The sequence below is a fragment of the Streptomyces sp. HUAS YS2 genome, assembly GCF_033343995.1.
Lineage (GTDB): Bacteria > Actinomycetota > Actinomycetes > Streptomycetales > Streptomycetaceae > Streptomyces > Streptomyces solicathayae.
Genome location: NZ_CP137573.1, coordinates 558,708 through 573,058, shown reverse-complemented (window position 1 = coordinate 573,058; position 14,351 = coordinate 558,708). Strand labels below are relative to the sequence as shown.

Here is a 14,351-nt window from a genome sequence, read left to right as displayed (position 1 = left end):
CGGCCCGGCGCGGGAGCGGCTGCACCGAACGGACGACACCGCCATGCCGTCCCGGCGCGCCGGACCGGACCCCGCCGCAGCCCCGTCCTCTAATGGCGCCCGAAACCCACGCCCGCGCCCAGGACGGAGACCGATGCACGAGATGTCCCTCGCGGTCGCCGTCGTCGACCAGGTCGAGACCGCGGCGAGGTCCCGCGGCGCCGTCGGCGTCAGCAGCATCGAGCTGGACGTGGGCGAACTGGCGGGCGTCGTCGCCGACGCCCTCGCCTTCTGCTTCGAACTCGCCTGCGCCGACACCGTCGTCGAGGGCGCCGAGCTGATCACCCGTACCGTCCCGGGCACCGCGCGCTGCGAACCGTGCGCCGAGGTCTGGGCGGTCGGCATGCCGCCGTGCCTGCTCTGCCCCGGCTGCGGCGCCGCCGCCGACGGACTCGTCTCCGGCCGCGAACTCCAGATCCGCGAGGTCCGCTGGGCCGATCCCGAAGCGGCGCGCGAAGACCATCGCCAACCGATCACCGAGGAGAGCTGAGCATGTGCCGAGCAGTCGATCTCCAGCGTGCCGTTCTCGCCAAGAACGAGGCCGCGGCACAGATCCTGCGAACCGAACTGACCGCCCGCGGCACCACGGTGGTCAATCTGCTCTCCAGCCCCGGAAGCGGCAAGACCGCCCTGCTGGAGCGGGAACTGCGGCTCGCCGGCGAACGGGGCGTCGCCGCCGCCGCGCTCACCGCCGACCTTGCGACCGAGAACGACGCCCGCCGCCTGGCCCGCTCGGGCGCCCCCGTCAAGCAGGTGCTCACCGACGGCCTCTGCCACCTGGAGGCCGACATGGTCGCCCGGCACCTGCACGACTGGCTGCCCGAGTCCACCCGGCTGCTGTTCGTCGAGAACGTCGGCAACCTCGTCTGCCCCGCCGGCTACGACCTGGGCGAGTCGCTCCGCGTCGTGCTCGCCTCGGTCACCGAGGGCGAGGACAAGCCGCTCAAGTACCCCACCGCCTTCGGCCTCGCCCAGCTGGTGATCGTCACCAAGACGGACATGGCCGAGGCGGCGGAGTTCGACGAGGCGGCCTTCCGCGCGCACGTGGAGCAGGTCAACCCCGGAGTCGAGGTCCTCCTCAGCTCGGTGCGCGACGGCCGGGGCGCCGGAGCACTCCTCGACCGGGCCCTCGCGGCGGCCGGAGGGAACCGTGTCCACACCCCGGTGATGGCCCGGGCCGGCGCGTGACCACCGCGCGGCCCGGACCCGCACCCACCACGGCCCCGCGGCGCAGCCGTGTGGTCGTCCGCGGTGTCGTGCAGGGTGTGGGTTTCCGGCCCTTCGTCTACGCCCTCGCCACCGGGTTGCGCCTGTCCGGGCACGTCACCAACACGGCGGAGGGCGTCGTCGCGGAGGTCGAGGGAGACCCCGAGGACGTCGCCGCCTTCTGCGCCCGCCTCGCGCCCGACGCCCCGCCGCTGGCCCGGGTGGAGTCCGTCGAGGCGGCCGAGGTGACCGCGAGCGGCGGCACCGGATTCACGATCGTGCCCTCCCGACAGGGCGGCGCCGTCCGCACCCTCGTCCCGCCGGACACCGCGACCTGCGACGACTGCCTCGCGGAGCTCGCGGACCCGGCCGACCGGCGGCATCTGCACCCGTTCATCACCTGCACCCACTGCGGTCCGCGGTTCACGATCGTCACGGGACTGCCGTACGACCGGGTCCACACCACCATGGCCGGCTTCCCGATGTGCCCGGACTGCGCACGCGAGTACGCGGACCCCGCCGACCGGCGTTTCCACGCACAGCCCGTCGCCTGCCCCCACTGCGGCCCCCGGCTGCGCCTGGTCACCGCACCGGACGGCCCGGCCGGCCCCGGCACCCGTCCGGATGCCGGCTTCGCGTCCGATCTCGCATCCGATCTCGCCTCCGACTCCGGTGACGACCCGATCGCCGCCGCACGCCGGATGCTCGCGGCCGGTGCGATCCTCGCCGTCAAGGGCCTGGGCGGGTATCACCTGGCCTGCGACGCGACCGACCCCGACGCGGTGGCCGAACTGCGCCGCCGCAAGGCGCGCGGTGACAAACCGTTCGCGATGATGGCCGCGGACCTCGCGGACATCGAGCCCCACGCCTACCTCGGTCCGCTCGAACGTGAACTCCTCACCGGCGCCGTCCGGCCCGTCGTCCTGCTGCGCCGCCGCGACGCCGCCGCACCCCGCGAGGGAGCCGTCCCGGCGCGCGCGGTGGCTCCCGGGAGCCCCGACCTCGGCTTCATGCTTCCGTACACCCCCGTGCACCATCTCCTGCTCGGCCTCGGCGCGGCGGACCGGGAAGGGCCCCGGCTGCTGGTGATGACGAGCGGCAACCTCTCGGGTGAACCCATCGTCACGGACGACGCGGAGGCACTGACCAGGCTCGCCGGCCTGGCGGACGCCTGGCTGCTGCACGACCGGCCGATCCATGTGCCCTGCGACGACTCCGTCGTCCGCGTCTTCGACGGCGAGCAGCTGACGCTGCGCCGCTCCAGGGGCTATGCGCCGCTGCCGGTCGCGCTGCCCGTCGAGGTCGCCCCCGCCCTCGCCGTCGGAGGGGACCTGAAGAACGCCTTCTGTCTCGGCGCCGGACGCCAGGCATGGCTGTCCGCCCACATCGGCGACATGGACGACCTCGCCACCCAGCTCGCCCTCACCTCCGCCGAGCAGCAGCTCGAGTCCGTCACGGGCGTACGGCCCGGTCTGCTCGCCGCCGACCGCCACCCCGCCTACCGGTCCACTCGCTGGGCCCGGGACCGTTCCGCCGGTCGACCCGTCGTCCCCGTGCAGCACCACCACGCGCACGTCGCGGCGGCGATGGCCGAGAACGGCCTCGACGGCACGTGCCCCGTGATCGGCGTCGCCTTCGACGGCACCGGCTACGGTCTCGACGGCGCCGTGTGGGGCGGCGAGTTCCTGCTCGCGGACTACGCCGGGTTCGAGCGGTTCGCGCACCTGGCCTACGTCCCCCTGCCGGGCGGTGACGCGGCCGTCCGGCGGCCCTACCGCATGGCTCTGGCCCATCTGCGGGCCGCGGGTCTCGCCCTCGACCCCGCACTGCCCTGTACGGAAGCTTGCGCACCCGGAGAACTTCCGCTACTGGAACGGCAGTTGGTCCGCGAGCTGAACTGCGTGCCCACGTCCAGCATGGGGCGCCTGTTCGATGCCGTCTCCTCCCTCGCGGGGATCTGCCACCACGCGGGCTACGAGGCGCAGGCCGCGATCGAGCTGGAGGCCGCGGCCCTGAGCGCACCCGCCGTCGCCGAGGACGGGCGCTACGTCTTCCGTCTCGGCCCGCCGCGGGCCGGGGCCTCGCTCACCGCCGACCCCGCGCCCCTGCTGGCGGCGGTGTCCGCAGACGTGCTCGACGGGACTCCCGCGGCCGTCGTCGCGGCGCGGTTCCACCTTGCCGTGGCACGACTGGTCCGTACGGTCTGCGTCGCCGCCCGCGGGGAGACCGGCGTGGAGACCGTCGCGCTGACCGGGGGAGTGTTCGCCAACACGGTGCTCTCCTCGGCCTGCGCCGAAGGACTGCGGAAAGACGGCTTCACCGTGCTGCGCCATCGCCTGATCCCGCCGAACGACGGCGGTCTGGCTCTCGGCCAGCTCGTCGTGGCCGCCCGGGTCGCGGACGGGGCGGCCCCCGCAACGCCACGACGAGAGCGACAGTGAGGAGACACCCATGTGCCTGGCGGTACCCGGAAAAGTGCTGGATGTCGAGGACCGGGACGGCACCCGGATGGCCAACGTCGACTTCGGCGGGGTGGTCAAGGAGGTGTGCCTGGAGTACCTGCCGGATCTGAAGCCCGGTGAGTACGCCATCGTCCACGTCGGGTTCGCCCTGCAGCGTCTGGACGAGGAGTCCGCCAGGAAGACGCTGGAGCTGTTCGAAACCCTCGGCATGCTCCAGGAGGAGTTCGGCGACCCGTGGGAGTCGGCCGCCGAGGCGACGGGAAACGAGCGGCCGGCGCATGAAGGCGTGGCCGGAGAGGTGCGGCCGTGAAGTACATCGACGAGTTCCAGGACCCCGAGCTGGCCCGGCGGCTGCTCGACGAGATCCGGGCGACGGTGACCCGGCCCTGGGCGCTGATGGAGGTCTGCGGCGGCCAGACCCACACCATCATCCGGCACGGGATCGACCAACTGCTTCCGCCCGAGGTCGAGTTGATCCACGGACCGGGCTGTCCCGTGTGCGTGACGCCGCTGGAGGTGATCGACAAGGCGCTGGAGATCGCCTCGCGACCCGGCGTGATCTTCTGCTCGTTCGGGGACATGCTCCGGGTTCCCGGCACGGACCGCGACCTGTTCCAGGTCCGCGGGCAGGGCGGTGACGTCAGGGTCGTCTACTCGCCGCTCGACGCGCTGCGGATCGCCGAGCAGAACCCGGACCGCGAAGTGGTCTTCTTCGGCATCGGCTTCGAGACCACCGCGCCGCCCAACGCCATGACCGTCCACCAGGCGCGCAAGCTCGGCATCCGCAACTTCAGCCTGCTCGTCTCGCACGTCCGGGTCCCCCCGGCGATCGAGGCGATCATGCGCTCGCCCGACTGCCGCGTCCAGGGCTTCCTGGCCGCGGGGCACGTGTGCAGTGTGATGGGCACGGCGGAGTACCCCGAACTCGCCGCACGCCACCGGGTTCCGATCGTCGTCACCGGGTTCGAACCACTGGACATCCTCGAAGGCGTACGACGGACCGTGCTCCAGCTGGAGCGCGGGGAACACACCGTCGACAACGCCTATCCGCGCGCGGTCCTGCCCGGGGGCAACCCCGCCGCCCGGGCGATGCTGGACGACGTCTTCGAGGTCACCGACCGCGCGTGGCGCGGGATCGGCGTCATTCCGGACAGCGGCTGGCGGCTCTCGGAGCGGTACCGCGAACACGACGCCGAGCACCGGTTCTCCGTCGAGGGCATCGACACCCGCGAACCGGCCGAGTGCCGCAGTGGCGAGGTTCTTCAAGGCCTGCTGAAGCCGCACGAGTGCGAGGCCTTCGGGACGACGTGCACGCCCCGCTCCCCGCTGGGCGCCACGATGGTCTCAAGCGAGGGCGCGTGCGCCGCGTACTACCTCTACCGACGGCTCGACCTCGGTACTCCGTCGCCGAAGTCTCCGGCGGCCGACTCCGCGGCTCTGGAGGGCAGTTCCGTTGTCTGAGCTCATGCGCGACACCCCCGGGGCACAGGCGCCCGACATGCTCGCCTGGACGTGTCCCGCCCCGCTGCGCGATCAGCCGCGTGTGGTGATGGGCCACGGTGGAGGCGGCGCGCTCTCCGCCGAACTGGTCGAGCACGTCTTCGCGCCCGCGTTCGGCGGCCCCGCGCTCTCCGTCACCACCGACGCCGCGACCGTCGAACTCGGCGGTGCCCGGCTGGCTTTCTCCACCGACTCCTTCGTCGTGCGTCCTCTGTTCTTCCCCGGGGGCAGCATCGGCGACCTGGCCGTCAACGGCACGGTGAACGACCTCGCCATGAGCGGGGCCCGCGCCGCCTATCTCTCCTGCGGCTTCATCCTGGAGGAGGGGGTGGAGACCGACGTCGTGACCCGTGTGGCGCAGGCGCTCGGCGCGGCGGCCCGCGCGGCGGGCGTCCAGGTGGCCACCGGCGACACCAAGGTGGTGGAGGCCGGCCACGGCGACGGCATCTACATCAACACCTCCGGCATCGGTCTGATCCCGCCCGGCGTCGACCTGCGGCCCCAGCGCGTCGTGCCCGGCGACGTGGTGATCGTCAGCGGCCCCGTCGGCGTCCACGGTGTGGCGATCATGAGCGTGCGCGAGGGGCTGGAGTTCGGGGTCGAGATCGAGAGCGACTGCGCGGCGCTCGGTGGCCTCGTCGAGGCGATGCTCGCGGTCACCCCGGACCTGCACGTGCTGCGCGACCCCACCCGCGGCGGCCTCGCGGCCTCGCTCAACGAGATCGCGGCCGCGTCGGGCACCGGCATCGTCGTCCAGGAGCGGGCCGTGCCCGTCCCCGCCCCCGTGGCCAACGCCTGCGCCGTGCTCGGTCTCGACCCGATGTACGTGGCGAACGAGGGGAAGCTGGTGGCCTTCGTCCCGCGTGCGCAGGCCGACGCCGTGCTCGCCGCGATGCGCGCGCATCCGCTGGGCGCGGGGGCGGCCGTGATCGGGGAGGCCGTCGAGGCGCATCCGGGGATGGTCGTCGCCCGTACCGGTCTCGGTGGTACGCGCGTGGTGGACATGCCGCTCGGGGAGCAGCTGCCGCGCATCTGCTGAGTGTCAGCCCCGCGTGCCGCCATGGCGGTCGCGGGAGGTGTCGAGGGTCCATGTGTGGGTGCAGTTCGGGCACTGCAGATGGACCTTCGGCCCCTTGTTGGCTATCAGGTAGCGCCAGTGCTCCGAGCAGTTGCGGCGCTCCGCGCAGGGCCCGCAGCCACGGGCGTCGTCACAGCCCGGGCAGGCGACCCAGGCTCGGCGCGCCCGGTCGGCGTGGGGGTCAATGGGAAGCCGCACGGCCCGGCTCCTGTCCCGGCAGTACACCCGCCGCCACCAGCATGGAGTGGATCCGCAGCTGCTCCTCGTCCAGGCCCGAATAGAGCAGGTCGTGCGCGGCCTGCTCCTCCTGCAGCACGGCCACCGGGTCCCAGTCGGGCCCGAGTGCCGCCACGACCTCGGCCCGTCGGCGGGCCTCCTCGACGGTGAGGTCGATGGTGAAGGTGACGTGGTCGGGATCGGAGGCCTGGTTCATGGGGGTGCTTTCGACGTGCTTGCGACGGAAATCGAACGGGATCCGCCACGTCTACCAGAGCGGGCACCGGGCACGGAAGGGCGGAAATCACCTCCCGAGCTGCGTGCCCGGGTGCCCGAGAGAGCGTGGTGCGGGCTGACCCTGCCACGAGACGGGCAGGGGGAGGGCACGGGCCGCGGGAGGCGGCTCGTGAGGGGCCACCACGCCTCGCGACGCTGTGGCGCATCTCACCGTCTTCCGAAGGTCAGGCGAACCCGAACGTACTGCTGACGCCGGCCCGACCGCACCGCGCAGAGCCGGGCCGTCGGCACGCACGCGCCTGGCCCCGCCCCGAGGTCAGTCGGTCGATGTCGGGGCCGTCCGGGCGAAGTGGCGGGCTGTGGGGACCAGGGCCGCGGCGGCCGGCACGAGGAAGCAGGCGGCGGCGCAGACGGCGAGTACGGCCGTGACCCCGAAGGCCTCGATGGCCGGGGCGATCAGGGCCAGTCCGACCGGTGCCAGGCCGTAGGAGACCAGGAAGTCCAGCGAGGAGACGCGGGCCAGCTTGTCCGGGGCGACCTCGCGCTGGGTGGCCGTGAACCAGGGCACATTGAAGAGTTCGATCCCGATCCCGGCGACGGCGTACGCGGCGACGACCGCGACCGGGTGGACGGGGAGCATCAGGCTCAGCGGTGCGAGGCCGTACGCGGCCAGGCCGGCGAAGGCGGCCCAGCCCTGCGAGCGCGGCCGCCAGACGGCGATGACCAGGGCTCCGGCGAGCGCGCCCAGGGTGTACGCCGTCATGGCCGCGGCGAGGACCCACTCGGTGTCGTAGCGGTCCCGGCTGATCATCGGCAGCGCGACGCTGGTCGCGGAGTAGCCGAGCGCGACGACCGCGACGAGGCCGGCAAGTCCGGCGAGGAACCAGGGGTGTCGGCGCGCCTCGCGTATGCCCTCCAGGAACTCGGCGCGGAAGCCGGCGCGCGGGGCGGGCTCGGCGGCAGGGTCCGCCGCAGTGCGGGCGCCCTTGCCCGGGACGAGCGCGGCGACCAGCCACAGGAGGCCGATGCCGAGGAGCAGCGTCCCGACGTCGAGGAACGCCGCGAGCAGCGCGGTCAGGGCGGGTCCGGCGAGCGTGGAGCTCCGTACCGCCATGGTCATGGCGGCGTTGGCCTGCCGGCGGCGCTCGGCGTCGACGGTCTCGGCGGTGAGTGCCTGGAACGCCGGGCGGCAGGCGCCCTGTCCGGCTCCCGCGAGCGCGGCGGCGGCCGTCATCAGCACGAGCGAGCGGCCGAGTCCGGCGGCGAGCAGGGGCGCGGCGACCGCCGCCGCGAGGGCCGAACAGAGGACGACCGAGCGGGGGGAGTGACGGTCGGCCTGCACACCACCGACGGCGACGGCGAGCAGGAAGCCGGCGGTGCGGGCGGCGAGGACCAGGCCGAGGGCGGCCCCGCCGAGGTCGCGGTGCAGTACGGCGAGGCCGAGGACGAAGGGCAGGGCCCAGGTTGCGAGGCCGGAGGCGGTGGTGCCCGCCCAGAGACGCAGGAACGCGGTGTCGCGCAGGACCGAACGCGGGCTCGGGGTCGGGGACTTGGCTGCTGCGGGCGCGGGTGTGATCGCCACGGTGTGGTTGCTCCTTGGAGGTGGGGGAGGGGTCGGCGAACCGCCCCCCGGGGTCGTTAATGAAAATGAATTCCATTACAGTACCCTTCGAACGCGGCATTCCTGCCCGGTGCACGACAACACCCACGCCCTCCCTCCCAGACCGGAGACACCTATGCGCCACCCCGCCCGTCTCGGCGTCGCCCTGACCATCGCCCTCGCCACCGCGGGCTGCTCCACGGCAGCCGACGGCGGCTCGAAGGCGGGTGCCAAGCCCGCCGCCCAGGCGGCATCCGTCACCAGCTGCGGCCGCCAGGCGGCCTTCGCCCAGCCGCCGAAGCGGACCGTCGCCCTGGACCAGACCTCGACCGAGACCCTGCTCGAACTCGGGCTCCAGGACCGGATGGCGGGGACCGCCAACCTCAAGACGAAGATCCCCGCGCACTATGCGGCCGCGTACGCCAAGGTCCCGGTCATCGCCCCGAAGATCGCCACAGGCGAGCAACTGCGCGCAGCCACCCCCGACTTCGTCGTCGCCGGTTCAGCGGACCTCTACACCGAGGATCGCGCCGGCACCCGCGAGGAGCTGGCCGCCCTCAAGCTCCCCACCTTCGTCAGCGCCGTGGACTGCCCGCAGCAGAACCCGGCCGGGAAGACGCCCTTCGAGCTCCTCTTCTCCGACTACGAGAACCTGGGCAAGGTCTTCGGCGTCGAGGAGCGGGCCGGCAAGCTCGCCGCCGCACAGCGCGCCGCGGTGGCCGAGGCCGGGGAGAGCGCCGCGAAGATTCCCCGGGGCGCGGACCGGCCGACCGTGGTCTACCTCTACTCGGTCTTCAACGGGATGCCGTACGTGGCGGGCAAGACCGGTCTGCCCAGTGAGATGAGCCGGATCGTCGGCGCGAAGAACGCCTTCGACGACGTCGACGAGGACTGGCCGGAGGTCTCCTGGGAGGAAGTCGCCGAGCGCGACCCGGACTTCATCGTGATCGGAGATCTGTCCGAGCGCGGCAGACCCGGCGACAGCGCCGCCGAGAAGCGTGCCACGATGACGGCGCACCCGGTGATCTCCGAATTGGCCGCAGTCCGCGACAAGAAGATCCTTGAGGTGCCGGGCATCGAGCTGGACCCGTCGGTGCGCTCGGTACACGCCCTCGGGCTGCTGGCGAAGGGCATGAAGGACCTCGGGTATGTCCGCTGACCCGGTCACCGGGAGAGAGTCGACGGATCTCCTGCTCCCGGCGGCCCGCGGACGGGCGGTGACGGGGAATGCCGTCACCACCCGGCCCCGGTCGGCCGGATCGGCCGGATCCGCCGGGAACCCGGGCCGGTCCGCGGGGGCCCAGATGGTCCTCTTCCTCCTCGCCGCGGGCGTCCTGGCGGGTTCGGTGGCGGCGGCCGTACGCATCGGCACCGCCGACGTGGGCTGGACCGGCCTCACTCGCGTCTTCGGTGCCCATCTCGGTCTGGACGTGGAGCCGTTGCCCCCGCTTGTGGACTCCCTCATCTGGGACCTGCGGCTGCCACGGGTCCTGATGGCCGCGCTCGTCGGCGCCTCGCTCGCCGTGTGCGGCGCGGTGCTCCAGGCGGTCACCCGCAACGCGCTCGCCGACCCGTACCTGCTCGGCATCTCCTCGGGCGCCTCGGCCGGAGCCGTCACCGTCGTCGTCCTCGGCGTGGGCGCGAGCACGCTCGGGGTCACCGGCGGCGCGCTGGCCGGCGCGCTGCTCTCCTTCGGGCTGCTCCTGCTGCTGCTGAAGCGCAGCGGGCTCGACTCGGTCCGTATCGTCCTCACCGGCGTGGTCGTCGGCCAGCTCTTCACCGCACTGACCTCGCTCGTCCTGATGGCCTCGGCGGACGCGGACACCACGCGGGCAGTCACCCACTGGCTGCTCGGCTCGATGGCGCCCGCCCGCTGGAACACCGTCGCGGTCTGCGCGATCGTCACCCCGCTGGGCGTGGTGGCCGCGTGGCTGTGCTCGAACGCCCTCGACGGACTCGTGTTCGGCACCGACACCGCCGCGTCCCTCGGGATCGGCGTCCGACGCACGCGGACGGTGCTGCTCGTGGTCACGGCCGCGCTGACCGCGGTGGCGGTGGCCACCGTCGGTGCCATCGGTTTCGTCGGGCTGATCGTCCCTCACGGGGTGCGGTTCCTCGTCGGGCCGTTGCATCGGGTGCTGCTGCCGTACGCGGCGCTCGCGGGCGCGGTCTTCCTGGTGTGGACGGACGCCCTCGCGCGGATCGCCTTCGCGCCCCGCGAGGTCCCGGTCGGTGTGATCACCGCTCTGCTCGGTGTGCCGCTCTTCCTCATCGTCCTGCGCAGGAGAGGTGAACTGTGAGGATCACCGCCGAAGAACTGACCTGGTCGGTGGCGGGCACCCCTGTCGTACGCGAGGTCAGCACGGACATCGCCCCCGGCGAGACGGTCGGCCTGCTCGGTCCCAACGGCTCGGGCAAGTCCTCGCTGCTGCGCTGTCTGGCCGGGCTGCGTGCCCCCGACGCCGGCACCGTCCGGTACGACGGGATGTCCGTACGGGACTGGAGCGCGCGCCGCATCGCCCGCCATGTCGCCTTCGTCGAACAGGACTCGGGCGCGGACAGTGATCTTCGGGTCGCCGATGTCGTGGGCCTGGGCCGTACCCCGTTCCGGGACCGCTGGCGCGGACCGGATGCCACCGACCGCGCGGTGGTGGCCGCCGCACTGGACCGCGTAGGGCTCACCGCGCTGGCCGGCCGGCCTTGGAAGGCGCTGTCGGGCGGCGAGCGCCAGCGTGCTCACATCGCCCGCGCGCTGGCCCAGCAGCCCTACGGGCTCCTGCTCGACGAGCCCACCAACCACCTCGACGTCAAGCACCAGTTGGAACTGATGGAGCTGCTGACCGATACCGACCAGACGGTCCTCGTCGCGCTGCACGACCTGTCGCTCGCCGCCCGGTACTGCGATCGGCTGCTGCTCCTGCACCACGGCCGCCTCATCGCCTCCGGCCCCCCTGCCGCCGTCCTGACCGCCGAGCGGCTCGCGGAGGTGTTCGAAGTGGACGCCGCACTCACCACCGACGCCCTGGGGCACCCGGCCGTCACCTACCGCCGGCCGCTGGGCGCCCCGCCCCGAACCGAGACCCGGGCACCCCAACCCGCCCTGTGAAAAGGAATCCCATGACCCAGCCGACCCCCGCCGCAACGCTCGTGCCGTCCGTCGACCGGCTCATCGAGGGTGTTCTGGCCGGTGAACACGGCCCGCCGCCCTCCGAACTCGTCGCGACCAGCGTGTTCTGGATCCACCACGGCACCCGCCTGGCCGGCGGCGACACCACCTACCTCAACCAGTACGTCCTGGTCCGCCTCGGCGGCTCCTTCGGCGGCTGCGCCTTCGAGGCCGGCGAGATCGCCCCCTCGATCTGCCGCGACTCGTCCGGCACCCCGCTGGACGTCCTGCTGCGCGAGGCCCCGCGGCCGCTCCGGATCGCCGCCCTCGACGCGTACCTCTCCGAGACCCGCCCGCACCGCGCGGCGGCCGAGGCGGGCGACGCCGAGCCCGTCACCCTCCCCACCGGCACGCCCGAAGTCCGCGCGAAGGCCCGCGACGCCGCCATCGCCGGCCTCCTGGACATCGAGCAGGGCGCAAGGGTCGGCCTCATCGGCGTCGTCAACCCGCTGGTCGCGGCGATCCGCGAGCACGGCGGCGAACCGCTGCCCTGCGACTTCAACCTCAAGGCCACCCAGTGGGGCGACCCGGTAACCGACGACATGCACGAGGTGCTGGACCGGGCCGAGGCCGTCGTCGCCACCGGAATGACCCTGAGCAACGGCTCGTTCGACACCATCCTGGAGCGCTGCCGCTCCCGGGGCATCCCGCTGATCGTCTACGCGCAGACCGGCAGCGCCGTGGCCCGCGCCTTCCTCGGCTCCGGCGTGACCGCCCTGTCCGCCGAACCGTTCCCCTTCTCCCAGTTCAGCGCCGCGGAGACCGTCCTGTACCGCTACCGGACGGTGGGCGGCGCGTGATGATCCCCGCCGCCCGCCCGGCGGCACCCGGTGCCGGTGACCTCCCCACCGGCACCGGGCACGCCCCGTGCCATCACGGCGAGATCCTCCAGGGCGTCTTCCTCGACGCCGACGGCCGCCGGTGCGCCGGCCTGGTCACCCTCCCCATGGCCGGACCCGGCAGCACCGCCGGGTTCACCCGCCGGCCCGGCACGCCGCCCGAGGCGCTCACCGTCGTACCCGCCGACCGTACGAAAGCCGTACAGGCCGCGGCCCTTGCGGCGGCCGAGTGCGCCGAGCGGACCGGACAGCCATCCTGTGGTGGGGAGTTGCGGCTCACGGGCGACGTCCCCGTCGGCCTGGGCATGGGCAGCTCCACCAGCGACGTCATCGCCGCCGTACGTGCGGTCGCCGACTCGTACGGGCTGCGGTTGCCCGGCGAGACGATCGCCCGGCTCGCCGTACGGGCGGAGCTGGCGTGCGATCCGCTGATGCTGGACGGCCGCCCGGTGCTCTTCGCCCAGCGGGAGGGCCGGGTCCTGGAAGTGCTCGGCCCGGCCCTCCCGCCGCTGGTCGTGGTCGGCTGCGCCCTCGGCGGGGGCGCGCCCGTGGACACCCTCTCGCTGCCGGTGCGTGACGTGGACGACTGCGACGTACGGGCCTTCGAGCGGCTGCGCACGCTGCTGCGCCGGGCGGTGGCCAAGGGGGACGTGCAGTTGCTCGGCAAGGTCGCCACCGCCAGCGCCCGACGCGGCCGGCAGGTGCTCGGCCACCCGGAGTTCGACGCGTTGAGCGGAATCGCCCGGCGGGTCGGAGCGGCCGGCGTCCAGATCGCGCACAGCGGCTCGGTGGCGGGCGTGCTGTTCGACCCGGCCGTGACCGGCCTGCGGCATCGCGTGCGCAGTTGCCTGCACGCCCTGGACGCCCACGGCATCCCCGCCACCCGGACCTTCACGACCTTCACCACCACCAAGGAGACCCTGGATGGACCAGCACATCGCGGAGGCGATCGGCCGACCGGACCTGATACGCCTCGACGACCGGCTCGTCTGCCTGCGCTTTGAGACGATGAAGGTGGTCTCCGCACTCGCGGCGGTACGCCACCTTCTCGACACCGGTGCGGTGCGCCGCGGAGACACCCTGCTGGACAGCTCCAGCGGTATCTACGCGTACGCCCTCGCCCTGGCCTGTCACCGCCACGGTATGCGCTGCCACATCGTCGGCTCGACGACGGTGGACCATACGTTGCGCATCCAGCTCGCCGTACTCGGGGCGACGCTGGAGCAGATGGAACCGTGCAGCGACCTCAAGCTCGATCAGAAGCGGCGCGTGGAACGGATCCACGAGATCCTCGCCGCACACCCCGAGTACCACTGGATGCGGCAGTACCACGACAACATCCACTACTTCGGCTACCGCGAGATCGCCGACCGGATCCGGGAGGCCACGGGCGGGGAGCGGCTCACCGTCGTCGGCGGGGTCGGATCGGGGGCTTCCACGGGCGCACTCGCCCGCTACCTGCGCGGGGCGGCAAACGGCCCGGCCGACGTCGAACTCGTGGGCGTCCAGCCTTACGGCAGCGTCACGTTCGGCGCCGAACACGTCTCCGACCCCGAGATCATCATCGCCGGAATCGGCAGCTCCATCCCCTTCGGGAACGTCGCGCACGAGCTGTACGACACCCTCCACTGGATCTCCTTCCATGCGGCGCTGGCCGGCAGCATCGACCTGCTGCGGCGGCACGCCGTCTTCGCCGGGCTGTCGACCGGCGCCGGCTACCTCGCGGCCCGCCATGAACGGGAACACTCCCCAGAGCGGACGGTCCTCTTCCTCGCCGCCGACACGGGACACCGCTACGTCGACACCGTCTACGCCCGCCACCACGAGGCCGCGCGGATCGCGGACCTCGCCCCGCGAGAGGTCTCCGGTCAGAGCGAGCTGGCCCTGCCGTGGTCCCGAATGCACTGGAACCGCGCCCCGGCGGCCGCCCCGTCCCCGGCCTCGTAGCTCCCCGGCAGCCTGCGCCCAGCGGCAGAGTGGCCTCGCCAGGGTGGTTTTCTTCCTCGCC

The 14,351-nt window shown here is 73.0% G+C and carries 15 protein-coding genes; 12 read left to right on the top strand and 3 right to left on the bottom strand.

What is annotated here, in order from left to right; genetic code table 11:
• The first annotated feature begins 133 nt into the window (after nucleotides 1-133).
• Genes R2D22_RS02810 through hypE form a run of 6 tightly spaced genes read left to right on the top strand, consistent with a single transcriptional unit; the run spans nucleotide 134 to nucleotide 6,246 of the window.
• On the top strand, nucleotides 134-529 hold the full coding sequence (locus tag R2D22_RS02810) for a hydrogenase maturation nickel metallochaperone HypA/HybF (RefSeq protein ID WP_318100922.1): 396 nt from the start codon (nucleotides 134-136) through the stop codon (nucleotides 527-529).
• A 2-nt stretch (nucleotides 530-531) separates the two neighbouring features.
• The gene (hypB, locus tag R2D22_RS02805) at nucleotides 532-1,227 is read left to right on the top strand and encodes a hydrogenase nickel incorporation protein HypB (RefSeq protein ID WP_318100920.1); all 696 of its coding nucleotides are present in this window, start codon (nucleotides 532-534) and stop codon (nucleotides 1,225-1,227) included.
• Nucleotides 1,224-3,686, top strand: a complete 2,463-nt coding sequence (gene hypF / locus R2D22_RS02800; RefSeq protein WP_318100917.1) for a carbamoyltransferase HypF — start codon at nucleotides 1,224-1,226, stop codon at nucleotides 3,684-3,686. Before hypB ends, hypF begins: the two co-directional genes overlap by 4 nt.
• Nucleotides 3,687-3,696: 10 nt before the next feature.
• Complete coding sequence (locus R2D22_RS02795; RefSeq protein ID WP_318100914.1) at nucleotides 3,697-4,017, top strand: HypC/HybG/HupF family hydrogenase formation chaperone; 321 nt, start codon at nucleotides 3,697-3,699, stop codon at nucleotides 4,015-4,017.
• Complete coding sequence (gene hypD, locus R2D22_RS02790) at nucleotides 4,014-5,168, top strand: hydrogenase formation protein HypD (protein ID WP_318100911.1); 1,155 nt, start codon at nucleotides 4,014-4,016, stop codon at nucleotides 5,166-5,168. Before R2D22_RS02795 ends, hypD begins: the two co-directional genes overlap by 4 nt.
• 4 nt (nucleotides 5,169-5,172) lie before the next feature.
• The gene (gene hypE / locus R2D22_RS02785) at nucleotides 5,173-6,246 is read left to right on the top strand and encodes a hydrogenase expression/formation protein HypE (protein WP_318100910.1); all 1,074 of its coding nucleotides are present in this window, start codon (nucleotides 5,173-5,175) and stop codon (nucleotides 6,244-6,246) included.
• A 3-nt stretch (nucleotides 6,247-6,249) separates the two neighbouring features.
• Here hypE and R2D22_RS02780 read toward each other — a convergent pair whose 3' ends face one another.
• The 3 genes from R2D22_RS02780 to R2D22_RS02770 form a co-directional block, all read right to left on the bottom strand.
• On the bottom strand, nucleotides 6,250-6,483 hold the full coding sequence (locus R2D22_RS02780) for a hypothetical protein (RefSeq protein WP_318100907.1): 234 nt from the start codon (nucleotides 6,481-6,483) through the stop codon (nucleotides 6,250-6,252).
• Nucleotides 6,467-6,718: a DUF6400 family protein gene (locus R2D22_RS02775; protein ID WP_318100904.1), complete on the bottom strand. Its 252-nt coding sequence runs from the start codon at nucleotides 6,716-6,718 to the stop codon at nucleotides 6,467-6,469. The genes R2D22_RS02780 and R2D22_RS02775 overlap by 17 nt, the downstream gene beginning before the upstream one ends.
• A 336-nt stretch (nucleotides 6,719-7,054) precedes the next feature.
• Complete coding sequence (locus R2D22_RS02770) at nucleotides 7,055-8,320, bottom strand: MFS transporter (protein ID WP_318100902.1); 1,266 nt, start codon at nucleotides 8,318-8,320, stop codon at nucleotides 7,055-7,057.
• A 154-nt stretch (nucleotides 8,321-8,474) separates the two neighbouring features.
• On the opposite strand from R2D22_RS02770, the gene R2D22_RS02765 reads away from it, so the two are divergent.
• The 6 genes from R2D22_RS02765 to R2D22_RS02740 are packed head-to-tail and all read left to right on the top strand — an operon-like array spanning nucleotide 8,475 to nucleotide 14,290.
• A complete protein-coding gene (locus R2D22_RS02765) occupies nucleotides 8,475-9,497 on the top strand; it encodes an ABC transporter substrate-binding protein (protein ID WP_318100899.1) in 1,023 nt (340 codons plus the stop codon).
• A complete protein-coding gene (locus R2D22_RS02760) occupies nucleotides 9,487-10,638 on the top strand; it encodes a FecCD family ABC transporter permease (protein WP_318100896.1) in 1,152 nt (383 codons plus the stop codon). Before R2D22_RS02765 ends, R2D22_RS02760 begins: the two co-directional genes overlap by 11 nt.
• The gene (locus R2D22_RS02755) at nucleotides 10,635-11,444 is read left to right on the top strand and encodes an ABC transporter ATP-binding protein (protein ID WP_318100894.1); all 810 of its coding nucleotides are present in this window, start codon (nucleotides 10,635-10,637) and stop codon (nucleotides 11,442-11,444) included. Before R2D22_RS02760 ends, R2D22_RS02755 begins: the two co-directional genes overlap by 4 nt.
• Nucleotides 11,445-11,455: 11 nt before the next feature.
• A complete protein-coding gene (locus R2D22_RS02750; RefSeq protein WP_318100891.1) occupies nucleotides 11,456-12,304 on the top strand; it encodes a Rossmann-like domain-containing protein in 849 nt (282 codons plus the stop codon).
• The gene (locus tag R2D22_RS02745; RefSeq protein WP_318109554.1) at nucleotides 12,304-13,347 is read left to right on the top strand and encodes a GHMP family kinase ATP-binding protein; all 1,044 of its coding nucleotides are present in this window, start codon (nucleotides 12,304-12,306) and stop codon (nucleotides 13,345-13,347) included. Before R2D22_RS02750 ends, R2D22_RS02745 begins: the two co-directional genes overlap by 1 nt.
• Nucleotides 13,268-14,290, top strand: a complete 1,023-nt coding sequence (locus R2D22_RS02740) for a pyridoxal-phosphate dependent enzyme (protein ID WP_318100889.1) — start codon at nucleotides 13,268-13,270, stop codon at nucleotides 14,288-14,290. Before R2D22_RS02745 ends, R2D22_RS02740 begins: the two co-directional genes overlap by 80 nt.
• Nucleotides 14,291-14,351 lie beyond the last annotated feature (61 nt).